Source organism: Achromobacter sp. ISS7, assembly GCF_056523125.1.
The window spans coordinates 5,219,652-5,236,385 of the sequence record NZ_JAWRZD010000001.1 but is presented as its reverse complement, the minus strand read 5'-3'; the positions used below and the strand labels follow the sequence as shown (position 1 = coordinate 5,236,385).

Sequence of the window (16,734 nt, the reverse complement as noted above, 5' to 3'; positions counted from 1 at the left end):
CCCTTTGGCAGGCATCACCACCATGCGGCACGTCCGGCTTCGCTCGATCCCCCTGATTGCTCCTTCGTCCGTCACCGCTCGGGCCGCGTCATGAGGCGCGCCGTCATGCTGCGGCCGCTGGCGCTGGCCGTGGCGCTGGCCGGCCTGTGGGCCAGCCCCGTCCACGCCGAAGACGAATTCGCCGACTGGCAACGCGACTGCGTCGGCCGCACCTATGCGATCACCCCGGACGTGTCCTGCAACCGCGACTACGCCGAGGGCCTGGCCGCCGTGCTGACCGGCAAGGCGGACGACACGGCCGGCACCTGGGGCTACATCGACAAGCAGGCCCAGATGGTCATCACGCCCGCCTTCCAGGAAGCGGAGTCGTTCCAGAACGGCCTGGCCGCGGTGCAGCAAGACGGGCTGTGGGGTTTCATCGACAAGCGCGGCGAATGGGTCATCAAGCCGCGCTTCACGCGCGCCTCGGGCTTCAACGCGGAAGGCACCGCGCTGGTCGAGGAGGACGAGCGCGACCTGCTCGTCAATCGCCAGGGCCAGATCGTCAAGACCTTCGAGCTGGGCACCCGCTCGTGGGGCTTCGAGCCGGGCCAGAAGCTGGCGGCGATGGAAGTGCCGCAGGCGCCGCGGCTGTTCAATACTGCGACCGGCCGCGCCATGACGCTGCCCGGCGACGTGATGATGCTGAACCGGCCCGTCGCCGGCTACCTGCCGGCGCAGCGGCGCAGTTCGCGTTATGGCGGCCTGTGGGGCCTGCTCGATGCCAATGGCAAATGGGCCATCGCGCCCGATGTGCTGCGCTCGGAGCAGCCGCCGCTGCGCGACGGCGACACGCTGGCCGTGTACCGCCAGAACGCCTGGGCATTCGTGCGCCCCGACGGCTCGCCCTTGTCCAGGGAGCGCTATGAAAGCGTGGCGCAGCCCGCCGCCGGCCTGTGGCTGGCCAAGCCGCGAGACAAGGCGCAGTACGTGCTGCTGGACGCGGACTTGCGGCCGATGCGCACGTTCACCAACCCCTACGTGGGCGTGGAGGAAAGCGGCGACTGGAAGGTGCTGTCCGACGTCGACGCGGTCGTGATGGTCGCCCCCGGCGGCAACGTGCTGGTGACGCCGGCCGCCTTTGGCCGTGTCACCGTCAGCGACGGCCTGGCCTGGCTGTATGGGCACGGTCCGAACGACGCCTTCGCCAGCGACGCGGCCAAGCCGGCCGACGAGACGGACCCTGCCGACGCCGCGGCGCCGGCCGAGGCGCAGGCCGGACCGGCGGATCCGCCGCCGCCGATGGCGCCCGCCCTCACGGACGCCGCGCCGGCGCCGATGACCGCCGACGCCGCCGGGCCGGCCGTCGAGGCCGCCGCGGTCGCGGAGACGGCCGACAATGCGGCGCCGGCCGCCGCCGATGCCGCGGCCGATAGCGCCACGGCCGCCGCCACGCAAGCCGCCACCGCCGTCCAGGTGCCGGGCACCGACAGCGAAGCCACGCTCAGGCAGATCTATCGCGCCGACGGCACGCCGCTGCTGGACAGCGAGACGGTCGAACGCCTGGGCCAGTACCGCGTGCTGCCTTTCTCCCCGCGAAACACCGGCGGCCGATCGCGCGACGCGGCGCCCGGCGCCGAACAGTTGCCGCTGGCCCTGCTGCGGCCCAACGACTACCAGCAGCCGACCGGCATCCTGACGCGCTCGGGCAAGATCGTCATCAATCCCGATTGGGACGACATGAATAACTACGGCGCCGCCGCGCCGTTGCTGGTGAAGACGCGCAAGGGCACGGTGGGCGCCATCGACGCCGAGGGCAACTGGATCCTGCCACCCACCTACGCCGGCATCGGCGGCTTCAAGGGCGCCTACAGCTGGGCGCGCACGCCGGCCATGAGCCGCGACGAGGCGGTGCTGATCGACACCCACGGCAACCCGCAGAAACTGCCCGCGCATGTCGAGGTCAACGGCGAGAAGATCGACGGCGACCTGCTCTACTTCTACAAGCTGGACGAGCGCCGCAACCGCCGCTGGGGCTTGTGGAACATCCGCAGCGCCAGCGCCGCCGTGGCGCCGACGCTCGAGCGCATCGACGACTTCCAGGACGACTGGGCCAAGGCGCAGGACGGCGAGCGCTGGGGCGTCATCGACCGCCATGGCAAGTGGATCGTGCCCGCCACCTATGCCGGCAGCTACGCGCTCGATTACCTGGGCAACGGCTACCTGCTGGTGCGCGAGCCGAAAAGCAAGGATGACTCGGGCTACAGCGACGACTACCGCCTGATCAACCTGCGCACCGGCAAGCGCAGCGTGGTGCTGCACGAAAAGCCGCAGGACCTGAAGCAGGGCCGCTATCTGGGCCAGGGCAAGGACGGCGCCACGCTGCTGTTCGACGCCGACGGCGGCATGACCCGCCTGTTCGAGGGCGTGCCCGACCGCAAGGAACAGTTCGGCGACTGGATCTACGTGCAATACCGCTCGCGCAACGGCGCCATCGACGCGCGCGGCAATCTGAAGGTCTCCGCCGGCTATGGCGAGTTCAACCCGTTCTTCGTGCAGCCCGAGGGCCTGGCGCGCGTCTACGACGGCCAGCGCTACCGCCTGATGGACCAGAACGGCAAGGCCCTGCTCGAGAAGCGCGGCGACGGCACGCCGCTGGCGTCGATGCAGCGGGTGATCTTCCGCGACCGCGACTCGGCGGAAAGCGTCATGACCGACCTGCAGGGCCGCGAGATCACCCGATTCAAGGGCGAGTTCAGCGTCGAGGAGCGCACCGCTGGCGAGGGCGTCGTGGCCTACCGCGGCAGCGGCGACCGCTACGGCTTCGTCAATGCCGCCGGCAAGCGCATCGTCGGCCCCTACTTCAACCGGCTCGGTCCGCTGCGCGACGGCCTGGCGCTGGCGCGGCGCGACCAGCGCAGCGGCAAGCTGCTCGGCTACATCGACCTGACCGGCCGCTACGTGATCCCGCCCGAGTTCGGCTGGGCCAGCGACTTCAAGGAGGGCCGCGCGCTGGTGCGCCGCGATCGCCTGCTGGAATTCATCGACACCCGCGGCAAGACCACCGCGCTGTTCGGCCTGCTGTGCGGCCAGGTGATCGTGCTGGACGCGCAGGAACGCGTGACCTGGCCACGCGAAAAGCTGACCTGCCCCGAGGCCACCGAGGCCGAAGACGCGCCCGTCCCCGAATCCGCCAAAGCAGAACAATCATGAGCACACGCGCGTTTCACGCCACCCGCATCGCCTGCGCCGTCGCCGCGCTCGGCCTGTCCCTGTCCGCCCATGCGCAATACCGCCAGGACGGCATTCCGTGCGTCGATGGCCTGATGGATCCGGCCATGACCGGCCGTGACCTGCTGGCCTACGAGAGCCCCGTCGGTTGCATCGGCCCGCTGTTGGACAACCGCGCCGCGGTGCTGCTGCCGTCCTCGCTCGAGGAAATCGACCGCGTGCCGACCGACAAGTCGCTGCGGCGGCACGCCTGGGGATTCATCGACGGCAACGGCAAGCTCGTGGTCAATCCGCAGTTCGAGCGCGTCGGCAACTTCCACCATGGCCTGGCCGCGGTGCGCTGGAAAGGCAAGTGGGGCTATATCGACGGCAAGGGCAAGATGGCGGTGCCGCCGCGCTACGACAGCGCGGGCGACTTCGTCGAGGCCGGGCTGGCGGTGGTGACGCTGGACGGCCAGCACCAGTTGATCGACCGCGCCGGCAAAGCCGTGGGCGATGCGCTCGACGCCAGCGTCGAGCACGTCAGCCTGCGCGAAGGCCGGCCGGCGCAACTGTCCGTCACCTACCGCGAGGAATACCGCTCGGCCGACGGCGAACGCCGCTACGCCAAAGACGGCCTGCGGGTGGTGTCGGGCTACGGCAAGGACCTGTTCGTCGGCATCGACAGCCATGGCATGTACGGCCTGCTCGACGCCGACTGGAACTGGCGGGTCGAGCCCAAGTTCAGCGATATCACGCGGCAGAAGGACGACCCGCTGGCGCTCGGCATCGGCGACGATGAAGTGGTCTTGATCGACGACAAGGGCGCGCTGATCGGCGAAGGCAAGCGCTACCAGCGCCTGGGCCGCGTGGGCAAGGCGTTCTGGAGCGCGCAGCTGCCGACCAAGGGCTATGCATTGCTGGACGCGAACGGCCAGCAGATCGCCACGCTCACCAACGAGGAAGCGAACGCCTCGGACATCTACGACAACACGCTGGTCTATGTCTCGGGCGACACGCTCAAGGCCTATGTGCCCGAACGCCCCGACGCGCTGACGCTGGGCAGCCGCGACATCAAGCCCGACCAGAACGAAGGCGGCTATCTGCTGTTCCGCGACAAGGCCGGCAATGTCGCGGGCCTGCTGACGCCCAAGGGCGCCTGGCTGCAGGGCGACAGCGCGCCGCCGTGGCTGGCGCAGGCCGGCCGGCTGGCGGTGCGCCAGGGCAAGCTGTGGCTGTCCAGCCAGGACGGCCAGCTGCTCAACGCCATCGACGCCGACGGCCACGCGGTGCTGCAACCCGAGGCGGTCGAGGCGGCGCAAGGCTCGCAACTGCGCGACATGCCGCTGGACGTGGTCGATGGCCCGCTCGGCCTGCTCGGGCAAGGCTATTGTCACTGCACGGAAGGCGGCGCCGGCCTGCTGCTGGCCGATGGCAGCGTCGCCACGCACAAGGACTGGGACGAGGTCGTGGCGCTGGACGGCCCGCGCGACAGCGACACGCAGGACGACGTCTCCGCCGCTGAATCCCTGACCGCCGACCAGTTGCGCTTCGCCGCGCAGACCGAAGCGGGCATGCAGTTGCTCGACGGCCGCGGCAAGCCCATGGACCTGCCGCCGCAACAACACATCGGCGCCTTCCGGCACGGCTACGCGTTGATCTACGCCAAGGGCGAGACGCGCCTCATCGACCGCGCCGGCAAGACCTACGCGCTGCCCGACTACTTCGAGGCCGAGGTCGTCGCGCCGGGACTGGTGCGCTACCTGAAGACCGCGGCCGAGGGCGATCCGTGGGGCCTGTACGACTTCGTCGCCGGCAAAGAAGTGTCGGCCCCGGCCTTCCAGTACATCGGCGCGTTCCACGACGGCCGCGCGGCCGCCTCGCTGGGCAAGGACAAGGTCGGCGTGATCGACGCGCAGGGCAAATGGATCGTGCCGCCGCGCCACAACGACGCCCGCTACGTCAGCGACAAGCTGTGGCTGATGTACCAGGCGGGCTCGCAGGAAGACGACTACCGCCGCCCCGCCGCGCTGTTCAATCGCGACGGGCGCGTCCTGACCAGCTTCCAGCCGGCGCTGGACGTCTCGCGCGATGGCAGCGGCGCCTACCTGGCCTACAGCGAGAAAAACCGCTGGATCGTCGCGCCCGATGCCTCCGACGCGCTCGACCTGCAGGACGCCAGCTACACCCCCATGGGCACCTGGCTCGCCATCCGCCGCGCCGACCGCCACGGCTACGTGGACGGCCAGGGCCGCTGGCAGATCGCGCCGGGCGCGGTGGCCGGCACCTCGTTCCAGGGCAAGCCGGCGCGCGCGCTGCTGAGCGGCGACGATGGCGCCCGCCTGATCGACGAACAGGGCAAGACCGTGGCCAGCCTGCCGGCCGGAGACTGGTACTGGCCGGCGGGATCGGCCTGGCTGCTGCGTTCCGGCGCGGACGCCCAGGGCAAGCCGATCACCCTCTACGCCGACACCACCGGCAAGACCCGCCTGACGCTGCCGGGCACCGCGACTTCGTTCTCGGAAGGCCAGGCGGCCATCGTGCTGCCCAACGGCAGCATGCGCGCGGTCAATGAAAAGGGCGTCGCGGGCGGACCGACCTTCGACTACCTCGGCCCGCGCCACGATGGCCTGGCGCCGGCACTGGTCGGCGATGGCTACGGCTATGCCGACGGCCAGGGCCGGCTGGCGGTCGCGCCGGTCTACCTGTGGGCCTCGGCCTACGCCAACCAGCGCGCCGTGGTGTCGACGCGGGAGTTCTCGATGATCCTGGACGAACGCGGCACGATGGTGGCGCGCGTCACCCTGGAATGCGGCGTCCGCACGCTCTACGGCAGCTACAACCAGCGCCTGTGGCCGCTGTCGATGCCGCAGCGCTGCCGCCAGTAAGGCCGCGCGCGCCGGCTCGAGCCGGCGCGCGTCCCGCCTGCGTTGGATCCGCTCGCGGCAACCCTTGCTACTGCGCGTCCAGCGCCAGGTAGCGGCGGGTCTGCACGATCTCTTCGCGTTCCTTGAAGCTGGTCAGGCGGTCGGCCAGCGCGCTGCTGTCGCCGGTTTCGCGGATCGCCGCCAGCGTGGCCTGCATGGCGTGGATGGCGGCGCGCTGCAGGTCCGACGGAATGATCGCCAGGCGGTAGCCCATGGCGGCCAGGTCGGGCAGCGGCACCAGCGGCGTCTTGCCGCCATAGAACATGTTGATCAGCTTCAGGCCCGGCAGACGGTCTGCGATGGCGCGGATCTGCTCCAGCGTTTCCGGCGCCTCGACGAACACCATGTCGGCGCCGGCCTTCACATAGCGCTCGGCGCGCGCGATGGCGGCGTCGAAGCCTTCCACCGCGATGGCGTCGGTGCGCGCGATCACCAGCGTGTCGGCATCGGCCAGCGTCTGGCGCGCGATGTGGACCTTGCGGCACATTTCCTCGGCATCCACCAGGCTCTTGTCGTCCAGGTGGCCGCAGCGCTTGGGAAACGACTGGTCCTCGATGTGGAAGGCCGCGACGCCGGCCCGTTCCATGATGCGCACCGTGCGCTCGACGTTGGCCGAGCCGCCAAAGCCGGTGTCGGCGTCGGCCACGACCGGCAAGCCGCTGGCGTCGACGATCTTCTCGACCCGGTCCATGACCTCGGTGAAGCTGAGCAGCCCGATGTCGGGGTAGCCGGCCGCGCGCGCGATGGCGCCGCCGCTGGCGTAGACGGCGTTGAAGCCGGCCGCCGCCACCAGCCGGGCCGACATGCCGTCGTAGGCGCCGGGCGCCACCACGATGTCCTGGGCCAGATGGCGGCGCAGCAGCGCGCCGGGAGTGGGAGTCGAAGCCATGGGGATTCCTTTGGAAACGAAGGGGGGATGTCCGCATCATCGTTCCGCCACACTAGAATGTCCAATATATGGAAAATTGATAATCAGTACTTTCTGGATACCAATATGGAACTGCGCCACCTGCGCTATTTCGTGGCCACGGCCGAGGCCCAGCACTTCACCCGCGCGGCCGAACAGCTGGGCATGGCGCAGCCGCCGCTGTCGCAGCAGATCCGCCAGCTGGAAGAGGAAGTGGGCACGCCGCTGTTCGACCGCCGTGGCCGCGGGGTCAGCCTGAACGATGCCGGCCGCGCCTTCCTGGGCTGCGCGCAGGACATCCTGCAACGCGCGCAGGACGCAGTGCAGACGGCGCGCCGGGCCGCGCGCGGCGAGGTCGGCGAACTGTCGTTGGGCTTTACCGAATCGGCGTCGTTCCATCCGGTCGTGACCGAATTGATCCGGCTCTACCGGCAGCAATACCCCGATGTGGAAATGACGTTGTCGCAGGACGACAGCGAAACGCTGGTGGCGCGCCTGCGCGACGGCCAGATCGACGCGGCCTTCGTGCGGCCGCCGTTCGCGATGGACGGCGGCCTGCGCTTCACGCAGCTGACGGAAGAGCCGCTGGTGGTGGCGCTGCCGCTGGGCCACGCGCTGGCGCGGCGCAAACGGCTGGCGCCGGCCGACCTGGCGCAGGAACGCTTCATCCAGTATTCGCGCAAGTCCGGCTATGGCCTGAGCGCCGACATCATGGCGGCGTGCCGCCAGCATGGCCTGAACCCCCTGCCCGGCCAGCGCGCGCCGCAGCTGTCATCGGCGGTGAACCTGGTGGCGGCCGGCATGGGCGTGGCGATCGTGCCCGCGTCGCTGCGCCACCTGCGCCCGGACGGCGTGGTCTACCGCCCCTTCGCGCTGGACTGGCCGCGCGCGGTGCTGGGCCTGGTGGTGCGCGACGATGCGCCCGGCGGGCGCGTGGCCAACCTGCTGGCGCTGGCGCAGGGATAGGCGCGCTCGCGCCTTTAACCCGCGGCTTCAACCCGCGGCCTCAACCCCGCAACGTCAATCGTCGTGCGACTCGTGCACGGCGATGGCGCCGCGCTTCCAGTAGCTGGCGGCGCGGATGCGGCTCTTGTCGACGCCGTGCTGCGCCACCATGATTTCACGCACCGCCTTGGCCACGGCCGATTCGGCCGCGATCCAGGTGTAGCCTTCGCCGGGAGGCAGCGCCAGTTCGCGCGCGGCTTCCAGCAACCGAGTGCTGTAGCCGGCCGCGGTGCCGTCGCGATGCAGCCAGCGCACCGTGGCCCGCGCCTGGGTCGGCAGCGGGATCTCGTTGGCGGCGCCCGGCACTTCGACCAGCACCAGCGCCTGCGCGGTCGCGGGCAATTCCTCCAGGCGGCGGGCGATGGCGGGCAGCGCGGTCTCGTCGCCGATCAGCACGTGCCAGTCAAAACCCTTGGGCACCACGAACGAACCACGCGGGCCGCCGATGCCCAGGCGCTGGCCGGCCTCGGCCTGCTCCGCCCAGGTCGAGGCGGGGCCGTCGCCGTGCAGCACGAAGTCGATATCCAGCTCTTCGCGCGCGGCGTCATAGCGGCGCGGAGTGTAGTCGCGCGCGGCCGGGCGCGGCACGCCGTCGGGGAACTTGATGCCATCGGGGCCGACTTCGGGCAACAGCAGCGGTTGCGACGGATCGGCGGGGAAAAACAGTTTCACGTGGTCGTCGAAGGACGCGGACACGAAGTCGCGCAGGTCTTCGCCGGTAAAGGTAACGCGGGCCAGCAGGCCGGCGATGCGCTCGACGCGCGCCACGGTCAGGATGCGCATCTTCAGGGGATGGCGCACGCGTTCGACAGTCAGGTCGCTACGGGTCATGGGGTCTCCAATGGGATAGGCGGAATCAGTCACAGCTCTTGCCGGTGATTTCCGCGGTCGCGCGGCGCAGGATGGCGGCGATGCGACGTTGTTCGGCGGGCGACGCCTCGGTGCGCTGCAGCAGCGCGTGGCGGATCTCCTGGCGGGCGTGCACGAATTCATCGATCCAGCCGCTGGCGTCTTCCTCGTCGGCGGCGGGACGCGGCTCGCCGCTCCAGGCCTGGCGCATCCAGTCCATCTTGCGGGCCACGTGCTTGAGCTTGTTGAACATCACCGACAGGCGTTCGCGGTTGGCTTCCAGGTACTCGCGGCCCGGGTCCGCCAGGTGGTAGCGCTTCTTGCTGCCCTCCTGCTCGACGGTGGCGTAGCCCAGCTCTTCGAGATAGGTCAGCGCCGGATACACCATGCCCGGGCTGGGCGTGTAGAAGCCGTTGGACATCGCGCCCAGCGCCTTGATCAGCTCGTAGCCGTGGCTGGGGTTCTGCTCCAGCAGGCCGAGCAGCATCAGTTGCAGGTCGTCGGCCGAGACCTTGCGGCCGCGCGCCCAATGACGGCCATCGCCGCCGAAGCTGTCGTCGGCGTCGCCGCCCCGGCCATGGCCGCCCCACGGGCCGCCGAACCAGCCGCGACCGCCGCCGGCGTGGCGGCCATGGCGGCCGCGGCCGCCTTCGTGGTGGCCGTCCGCGCCACGGCCGGCGTGGCCATGACGTTCGTAGGGGTCGTGATGACCGTGGGCTTCGTGGCGGCCGTGATGGCCGTGATGATCGTGGAATTCGGGGTGGCCGTGATGGCCGTGGTGATCGTGATGACCGCGATGGCCATGGTGGCGCTCGCGCGATTCATGGCGCGAGCCGCGGGCAAAGGCGGTCAGGAAATGGAAGTGGCGCATAGGGGCCTCGCTGGTGTCTGACGTGTTACTTAAAACATATCTTAAGATATAGATCTTACGATACACAGACAGGATTCCAGCCGTCAAGCACCTTTTGCTTGGCGCCGCTAGCGGGCCGCCTTGTCGAGCACGCCGGCGGCGATGCCGGCCACGATCAACACCATCCCCAGCAGCAGCGGCGCGCCCAGGGGCTCGTGCAGCACCGCCGCCGAACACAGCAGCCCGACCACCGGCACGCCCAGCAGGCCAATCGATGTGACGCCCGCGGGCAGGGATCGGTTCACGTTCACCGCCGCCCAATACGCCACGGCGATGCCGAACACGCCGCCATAGCCCAGCAGCCAGCCCAGGTCCGGGCTCCAAACCACGCGCGGCACGCCCTCGGCCGCCCAGGCGACGGCGGCCAGCACGCCGGAGGCCAGCAATGCCTGCCAGAACGCCAGCTCGAACGGCGGCGTCACCCAGCGGTGGGCGCGCACGTAGACGATGTTGGCGGCCCAGCACAGCGCCGCCAGCAGCACCAGGCCATTGCCGAACACCGCCTCGTGATTGCCCCAGTCGAACGCCAGCGGATTGAAGATGACGGCCAGCCCCAGCAGCCCCAGCGCCAGCCCCAGCTGCCGGCCGCGCCCGATCGGTTCGCCCAGGAACACGCGGGCGGCCGGAATGACCCACAGCGGCGTGGTGTAGGCCAGCACCACCGAGCGGCCGGCCGGCACGTATTGCAGCCCCAGGCTGACCAGCGCGGCGAACGCGCCCATGTGCAGCAGGCCCACGCTCAGGATCACCGGAATGTCGGCCTTGACCGGCCATGCCACCCGCCGCAGCGCCAGGCCCAGCGCCAGCAGCGCGGCGGTGCCGGCGACGCTGCGCGCGGCCACCGCCCAGATCGGGGTCATGTATTGCAGCAGCAGCTTGCTGACGACCCAGGTGAAGCCCCAGGCCAGCACCACCACGACGAGCAGCGACAGGGCCTGGCGGCGGGACAGGATTTCAGTGGACATGGCGCGGGCGCAATTGACGAATCGCCCCGACTATAGAAGCGCGCCGCGCCCCCGCCGTAGCGCCACGCGGCGCCTATTCTCTGGAGCCACGCATGGCCGCGCGCGGCTTGCGCGCCAGCCAGCGCGCGAAAGCCGCGGCCTGCGGTTCGTCGGGCGCGGGCGCGTAGACCACCAGGCGCAGATGGCGGCTTTCGTCGACCGACAGCGTGGAATGCTCGAACGCCACCTCGCCCAGCGCCGGCAGGCGCAGGCTGCGCACGCCCATGCAGGCGCCGTGCACGTCGTGCTCGCGCCACCACGCCTTGAACTCGGGGGCGACGCGCTCCAGCTCATCGACCAGTTCGGTGATGTCCGGCGCGCCCGAGGCCGACGCGAAATCACGCCGGAAGGTGGACAGCATCGCCGGCGCCTGCGCCGGCCAATCGACGAACAGCTCGCGCATCGCCGGATCCACGAACAGCATCCACAGCAGGTTGCGCCGCCCCGCCGGTTGCGCGCCGAAACCGAACACGCGTTCGGCGGCGGCGTTCCACACCACCACGTCCCAGCGCAGGTTGAGGATGTAGGCGGGACGCGCGGGCAGGTCGTCCATCAGGCGCCGCACCTGCGGCGGCACGGTGCACCAGGTGCGCCCCGGCTCGGCCGGCGGACGCTGGTGCGCCAGCAGGTACAGGTGGCGCCGTTCGGCCGCGTCCAGCTTCAGCACGCGCGCCAGGTTTTCCAGGAAGGTGGCCGACACGCTGATGTTGCGGCCCTGCTCGAACCAGGTGTACCAGGCCAGGCCGACGCCGGCCAGCGCCGCCACTTCCTCGCGCCGCAGGCCGGGCGTGCGTCGGCGTCCCCCGGCGGGCAGGCCCAGGGCGGCGGGACTCAGGCGCTCGCGGCGCAGCCGCAGGAATTCGGCCAGGTCGGCGCGGGTCCGGTCCAGCCGCTGTGCGCCGGTGTCGAGCGCGTCGGCTCGCGGCGCCGGCGCCGTGTCATGCGAAGTGGAACGGGGCATAGGCTATTGCCTTCAGTAATAGCATAAACAGCTAAATTGTATGAGGCTCGAACAGCCCACAGAATAGCGCCGATCCCCACTCTCGCGGCCTATCCATGTCTTGCGCCACCCTGCCCTCGCCCTGCCCCGACACGCCCGCCAAGCCCGCCACGCCGGGCCCGCTCGGCCTGGCCGTGCTGCTGTCCGGCGGCTTCATCACGATCTTCGACCTGTTCGTCGTCAACGTCGCGATCCCCAGCATGCAGGCCACGCTGTCGGCCAGCTTCGCGCAGATCAACTTCATCATCGTCGCCTACGAGCTGGCTTATGGCGTGCTGTTGATCGCCGGCAGCCGGCTGGGCGACCGCCATGGCCGCCGGCGCCTGTTCATGCTGGGCATGGCCGGCTTCGCGCTGGCCTCGGCGCTGTGCGGGCTGGCGCCCGACGCCAACACGCTGATCGGCGCGCGCGTGCTGCAGGGCGTGGCCGCGGCCATGCTGTTCCCGCAGGTCTACGCGCTGATCCGCGTCAGCTACGACGGCCACGCGCGGCGCCGCGCCTTCGGTCTGCTCGGCATGACGCTGGGGCTGGCGGCCATCGCCGGCCAGGTGCTGGGCGGCTGGATCGTGCATGCCGATCTGTTCGGGTTGGCGTGGCGCACGATCTTCCTGGTGAACGTGCCGGTCGGCATGCTGGCGTGGCGGCTGGCCCGCCACATCCCGGAATCGCGCGACGCCGCCGGCGCGCCGATGGACTGGGGCGGCTCGGCGCTGGTCGGGGCCGGGCTGGGCCTGCTGTTGCTGGCGCTGGTGGAAGGACCGGCGCGCCATTGGCCCGCGTGGACGCTGGGCTGCGGCGTGGCGGCGATCCTATTGCTGGCGCTGTTCGTGTGGCTGCAGCGGCGCGCCGGCGCCGCCGGCCGCGTGCCGCTGGTCGACATGGCGCTGCTGGCGCAGCCGCGGTTCGCCGCGGGCTGCCTGCTGGTGACGCTGGTGTTCTCCACCGCCAGCGCCATGTTCCTCTGCTACGCGCTGCTGCTACAGACCGGGCTGGGCGTGGACGCGTTGACGGCGGGCACCGTATTCGCGCCGGCCAGCGTCGGCTTCGTGGCCGGCTCGATGGCGGCGCCGCGGCTGGTGGCGCGCTTCGGCACGCACGCGGTCACCGTGGCCGCGCTGCTGTATGGCGGCGCAACCGCCGCGCTGATGCTGCAGGTGGGCGCGGCCGGCGCGGCACTCGCGCCGTGGTCGCTGGTGCCCGCGCTGGTCTGGCTCGGCGCGGCGCAAGGCGCCGTCAACACGCCGCTGGTGAACCTGGCATTGGGATTGGTGCAGGACCGCCAGGCCGGCATGGCCGCTGGCGTGGTGGCCACCTTGCAGCAGGTGGGCGCGGCGCTGGGCGTGTCGGCCGCCGGCATGCTGTTCAGCGGCACGCTCGAGGCCATGGCGGACGCGGCCGCCGGCGACCGCTACGCGCAGGCCTTCGCCAGTGCGATGCGCTTCAACCTGGCGGCCATCGGCGCATCGGTGTTGTTGCTGGCGTGGTTGGGACGGCGCCGTTGAAGGCGCCGCCGAAAGCACGCGGGCTTATTCCGCCAGCGGCACGCCCGGCTGGCTGGCCGAACGCGTGCCCGGCAGCGGATGGCAGGACCGCGGATGATAGGTGTGCACCAGCGACAGCTTGACGCGGTCGCTGCGGTTGCCCTGCGCCGCGTGCAGCGTGCGGCAATGGAAGAACACCAGGTCGCCGGCCCGCAGTTCGGGACAGACGGCGCGCGCGATCCATTCGGCGTTTTCGGGCGCATCGTCGCGGAAGAACTTCTTCTCGTCGAATTGCGCCGGCTGGAACGCGGCCGCGTGCGAACCGGGAATGAACGAGAGGCCGCCGTTGTCCCAGTTCTCGTCGCCGAGCGCGAGCCAACAGGACACCAGATCGGTGTCGGAAAACGACCAGTAACGGATGTCCTGGTGCCAGCCAGTCAGGCTGCCGTACGCCGGATGCTTGGTCATCACGCAGTTGTGGTGCACGGTGGAAAGCACCGGCGTCTCGCCGAAATAGCGCGCCAGCGACTGGCCGATGCGCGGGTCGGTGGCCCATTGCGCGAACAGCGGATCGCGCCTGTAGGCGCTGAGCAGGCGCCGCACCGTCAGGCCGCCCTCGGCATTGCGCGACTCGGGGGCGCCGGGATAGCGCAGATCCGCCTCGTATTCGATGGGCGCCACATGCTCGCGCAAATGGCGCTCGGCCAGCGCGCGCAGCGCCGCCACCTCGGCCGGGTCCGCGAACTGGCGCGCGACCACGAAACCCTGCTCGCGCAGGACCGCTAACTCATCTTCTTGCAGTGACCCGGACATGATGAACCTGCCAAACCCTCAGACCCCGCGGCATGAGCTGCAAAGCGTCTGCGCACACGGCAGGCGCGTGCCGGGCGAGGCGCCGGCGAGCGCGGGAGAGCTAGATTACACCCAAACGCGCGTCATGCCTGGCCGCCGGTCGATGTCTTGTCGGGCGGCGCTCCGGCCCTGAGCCGGGCGGTGTCGCGCTCGACTTCCTCGTGGTTGACCCATTCGCGCCACACGGCCACCAGCAGCGCCATCAGCACCGGACCGACGAACAGCCCGACGATGCCCATGGTCTTCACGCCGCCCACCAGGCCGAAGAAGGTCGGCAGGAACGGCAGCTTGACCGGGCCGCCCACCAGGCGCGGGCGCAGCGTCTTGTCGACGATGAACAGTTCGACGCTGCCCCACACCATCAGCGCGATGCCCGCCACCATGTGGCCGGAACCGACGAGATACAGCGACACCAGCGTGAACGACAGCGGCGCGCCCCCGGGGATCAGCGCCATGAAGCCGGTGACCACGCCCAGCAGCACCGGCGACGGCACGCCCGCGACCCAGTAGGCGATGCCCAGCACCACGCCCTCGCCCAACGCGATCAGGCCCATGCCGGTGACGGTGGAATTGATGGTGGCCGGCACCACGCGCGAGAAGCGCTGCCAGCGCGCCGGCAGGATGCGTTCGCCCAGCACGTCCAGTTGCGCCACCATGCGCACGCCGTCCTTGTAGACGAAGAACAGCGTGATCAGCATGAACAGCACGGTCAAAAGCAGTTGGAACACATTGCCGGTGGCGGCCAGCACCATGCGATAGATATTGCCCAGGTGTTCGCCGCTGACGGCCTCGACCAGCGCGCCCAGCGCATGCGGCTGGCCAATGTAGGCCTGCCAGTATTCGGAAAGCCGGTCGCCCACCACCGGCATCGAGGTGATCCAGTTCGGCACGTCGACGCCATGGCGGTTGGCGGCGATGGCCCAGGCGAAGAAGGTGCTGGCTTCCTTGATGGCGTACGACAACGCCAGCGACATCGGCACGATCAGCACCACGATCACCACCAGCAGCGCCAGCGAGGCCGCCAGCGCGGTGCGGCCGCCGCAGCGCGCCACCAGCCGCTGGTACAGCGGCCAGCTGGCCAGGCCGATGATCAGCGCGGCCAGCGCGGGCACCAGGAAGCCGCTGAGGAAATACACCCCCGCCAACAGGACGAGCAGCAAAAGCCAACGGGCGATCAGGTAAGCGGGAAGTACAGGCTGCATAGAGCGGATCGACAGTGAATGCGTTGAGGCTTTGACTGTCGGACTATACAGACGTTTCTTAAAATACGAGGGACGCAAGGCCCGTATTTACTACGGGGTTTCCCGGGTTTTCCAGGATTTTGCCGGCGAATTGCCGGCATGGCGGGCCAGGCGGCCCGCCATGCGCCCGCCTACAGGGCGTACTCCGCGGCCTCTTCGCGCGCGGTGCGGCGGCGCGGCAGCGGTTCGTTGGCGGCGGCCACGCCGGCCACGGCCATCTGCTTGGCCTGGCTGATCTGGCGTTGCTGGAACACGCCGCAGCTGGCGGCGGCCGGATCGGTCTCGTCGCGGCCGCTGAGCAGCGGGCAGCTGGCGAACAGTTCCGCGACCCAGTCGGCGAAGGCGCGCACCTTGGGCGACAGCTGGCGGCTTTGCGGATACAGCACCGAGATCGGGGTGGCGCTGGGCTTCCACTGCGGCAGCACTTCGATCAGCTCGCCCGACTGCAGGTATGGCAGCGCCATGTAGCGCGGCGTCTGGATCAGGCCGAAGCCCTTCAGGCCGCAATCCAGGTAGGCGCCGGCTTCGTTCACCGCCACGGTGCCTCGCATGTCCACTTCCTGGTGCTTGCCGTCGATCTTGAAGTCCCAGGCGCAGTTGCGGCCGGTGCGGCTGGAGAAATAATGCACCGCGTGGTGGCTGCGCAGTTCCTCGATGGTCTGCGGCATGCCGTAGCGCGCGACGTAGGTCGGCGAGGCGCAGGTCACGGTCTGCAGCGTGCCGATGCGGCGCGCCACCAGGCTGGAGTCTTCCAGGTCGCCGGCGCGGATGACGCAGTCGACGGCTTCCTGCACCATGTCCACCGGACGGTCGCCCAGGCCGAGCACCAGCTCGACGTCGGGGTACTTGTCGTGGAAATCACACAATGAGGGAATCAGGATCAGCCGGCCGATACAGGTCGGCACGTCGATGCGCAGCCGCCCCTTCAGGCGCAGGGCCGCTTCCTGGAAGCAGGCCTCGGTTTCCTCGACATCGGCCAGGATGCGCACGCAATGCTGATAGTAGCCGGCGCCGTCGGGCGTCAGGCCGATGCGGCGGGTGGTTCGATTGAGCAGGCGCACGCCCAGCAGGCGTTCGAGATTCTGGATGATGGTGGTGACGGTGGTGCGCGGAAGCGAGAGGCTGTCGGCCGCCCGGGTGAAGCTATTGGCGTCCACGACGCGCACAAACACCTGCATAGCCTGAAAACGGTCCATGGCGACGGTGTCCTTTAAGGGCAATTTGGTCGGGGTGTACGGAGCATAACCCGAATCCGTCCGGGATTAGACAAATCCACCGAACAGTGTTGCCGAGATAGCAGTGTTTATCCGCGCGGGCAAAACACTCAGAATGCAAACCATCTTGAAGTGCCCGTGCCGCCCGGCGCCAT

Annotated in this window: 12 protein-coding genes; 4 read left to right on the top strand and 8 right to left on the bottom strand. The window is 69.8% G+C overall.

Translation table 11 applies throughout. The annotated features are described in order from the left end of the window. The first annotated feature begins 90 nt into the window (after positions 1-90). Both AC1HFW_RS23805 and AC1HFW_RS23800 read left to right on the top strand, forming a co-directional pair. Entirely contained in the window at positions 91-3,192 is a 3,102-nt protein-coding gene (locus tag AC1HFW_RS23805) for a WG repeat-containing protein (RefSeq protein WP_479285361.1), read from the top strand. After that, positions 3,189-6,077, top strand: coding sequence for a WG repeat-containing protein (locus AC1HFW_RS23800; protein ID WP_479285360.1), 2,889 nt, complete (start codon positions 3,189-3,191; stop codon positions 6,075-6,077). The genes AC1HFW_RS23805 and AC1HFW_RS23800 overlap by 4 nt, the downstream gene beginning before the upstream one ends. 67 nt (positions 6,078-6,144) lie before the next feature. On the opposite strand, the gene AC1HFW_RS23795 is transcribed toward AC1HFW_RS23800, so the two are convergent. Further along, entirely contained in the window at positions 6,145-7,005 is an 861-nt protein-coding gene (locus AC1HFW_RS23795) for an isocitrate lyase/PEP mutase family protein (RefSeq protein WP_054429181.1), read from the bottom strand. A gap of 105 nt (positions 7,006-7,110) precedes the next feature. Here AC1HFW_RS23795 and AC1HFW_RS23790 point away from each other — a divergent pair, with 105 nt between their 5' ends. Then, positions 7,111-7,989 (top strand): LysR family transcriptional regulator, encoded by an 879-nt coding sequence (locus AC1HFW_RS23790; RefSeq protein WP_061073147.1) that lies wholly within the window; start codon positions 7,111-7,113, stop codon positions 7,987-7,989. Positions 7,990-8,043: 54 nt separating this feature from the next. On the opposite strand, the gene AC1HFW_RS23785 is transcribed toward AC1HFW_RS23790, so the two are convergent. The 4 genes from AC1HFW_RS23785 to AC1HFW_RS23770 form a co-directional block, all read right to left on the bottom strand. After that, positions 8,044-8,859, bottom strand: a complete 816-nt coding sequence (locus AC1HFW_RS23785; RefSeq protein WP_479285359.1) for a siderophore-interacting protein — start codon at positions 8,857-8,859, stop codon at positions 8,044-8,046. Between the two features lie 25 nt (positions 8,860-8,884). Next, positions 8,885-9,748, bottom strand: coding sequence for a PadR family transcriptional regulator (locus AC1HFW_RS23780; RefSeq protein ID WP_479285358.1), 864 nt, complete (start codon positions 9,746-9,748; stop codon positions 8,885-8,887). Positions 9,749-9,855: 107 nt separating this feature from the next. Beyond that, entirely contained in the window at positions 9,856-10,752 is an 897-nt protein-coding gene (locus tag AC1HFW_RS23775; protein WP_479285357.1) for a DMT family transporter, read from the bottom strand. 73 nt (positions 10,753-10,825) lie between these two features. Further along, positions 10,826-11,752, bottom strand: coding sequence for a helix-turn-helix transcriptional regulator (locus tag AC1HFW_RS23770; RefSeq protein ID WP_006391619.1), 927 nt, complete (start codon positions 11,750-11,752; stop codon positions 10,826-10,828). Positions 11,753-11,847: 95 nt separating this feature from the next. Between AC1HFW_RS23770 and AC1HFW_RS23765 the strand changes: the two genes are divergently transcribed. Next, positions 11,848-13,293 (top strand): MFS transporter, encoded by a 1,446-nt coding sequence (locus tag AC1HFW_RS23765; RefSeq protein WP_479285356.1) that lies wholly within the window; start codon positions 11,848-11,850, stop codon positions 13,291-13,293. A gap of 24 nt (positions 13,294-13,317) precedes the next feature. On the opposite strand, the gene AC1HFW_RS23760 is transcribed toward AC1HFW_RS23765, so the two are convergent. The 3 genes from AC1HFW_RS23760 to AC1HFW_RS23750 form a co-directional block, all read right to left on the bottom strand. Next, complete coding sequence (locus AC1HFW_RS23760; protein WP_479285355.1) at positions 13,318-14,085, bottom strand: phytanoyl-CoA dioxygenase family protein; 768 nt, start codon at positions 14,083-14,085, stop codon at positions 13,318-13,320. A gap of 122 nt (positions 14,086-14,207) precedes the next feature. Further along, the gene (locus AC1HFW_RS23755; RefSeq protein ID WP_061073143.1) at positions 14,208-15,326 is read right to left on the bottom strand and encodes an AI-2E family transporter; all 1,119 of its coding nucleotides are present in this window, start codon (positions 15,324-15,326) and stop codon (positions 14,208-14,210) included. 170 nt (positions 15,327-15,496) lie between these two features. Further along, positions 15,497-16,561: a LysR family transcriptional regulator gene (locus AC1HFW_RS23750; RefSeq protein ID WP_006391623.1), complete on the bottom strand. Its 1,065-nt coding sequence runs from the start codon at positions 16,559-16,561 to the stop codon at positions 15,497-15,499. Between the last annotated feature and the right edge of the window lie 173 nt (positions 16,562-16,734).

What these genes read in the sequence shown, in the direction of transcription:
- AC1HFW_RS23800 (WP_479285360.1), top strand. Translation starts at nt 3,189, where the DNA reads ATGAGCACACGCGCGTTTCACGCCACCCGCATCGCCTGCGCCGTCGCC.
- AC1HFW_RS23755 (WP_061073143.1), bottom strand. Translation starts at nt 15,326, where the DNA reads ATGCAGCCTGTACTTCCCGCTTACCTGATCGCCCGTTGGCTTTTGCTG.
- AC1HFW_RS23775 (WP_479285357.1), bottom strand. Translation starts at nt 10,752, where the DNA reads ATGTCCACTGAAATCCTGTCCCGCCGCCAGGCCCTGTCGCTGCTCGTC.
- AC1HFW_RS23785 (WP_479285359.1), bottom strand. Translation starts at nt 8,859, where the DNA reads ATGACCCGTAGCGACCTGACTGTCGAACGCGTGCGCCATCCCCTGAAG.
- AC1HFW_RS23760 (WP_479285355.1), bottom strand. Translation starts at nt 14,085, where the DNA reads ATGTCCGGGTCACTGCAAGAAGATGAGTTAGCGGTCCTGCGCGAGCAG.
- AC1HFW_RS23790 (WP_061073147.1), top strand. Translation starts at nt 7,111, where the DNA reads ATGGAACTGCGCCACCTGCGCTATTTCGTGGCCACGGCCGAGGCCCAG.
- AC1HFW_RS23780 (WP_479285358.1), bottom strand. Translation starts at nt 9,748, where the DNA reads ATGCGCCACTTCCATTTCCTGACCGCCTTTGCCCGCGGCTCGCGCCAT.
- AC1HFW_RS23750 (WP_006391623.1), bottom strand. Translation starts at nt 16,561, where the DNA reads ATGGACCGTTTTCAGGCTATGCAGGTGTTTGTGCGCGTCGTGGACGCC.
- AC1HFW_RS23805 (WP_479285361.1), top strand. Translation starts at nt 91, where the DNA reads ATGAGGCGCGCCGTCATGCTGCGGCCGCTGGCGCTGGCCGTGGCGCTG.
- AC1HFW_RS23795 (WP_054429181.1), bottom strand. Translation starts at nt 7,005, where the DNA reads ATGGCTTCGACTCCCACTCCCGGCGCGCTGCTGCGCCGCCATCTGGCC.
- AC1HFW_RS23765 (WP_479285356.1), top strand. Translation starts at nt 11,848, where the DNA reads ATGTCTTGCGCCACCCTGCCCTCGCCCTGCCCCGACACGCCCGCCAAG.
- AC1HFW_RS23770 (WP_006391619.1), bottom strand. Translation starts at nt 11,752, where the DNA reads ATGCCCCGTTCCACTTCGCATGACACGGCGCCGGCGCCGCGAGCCGAC.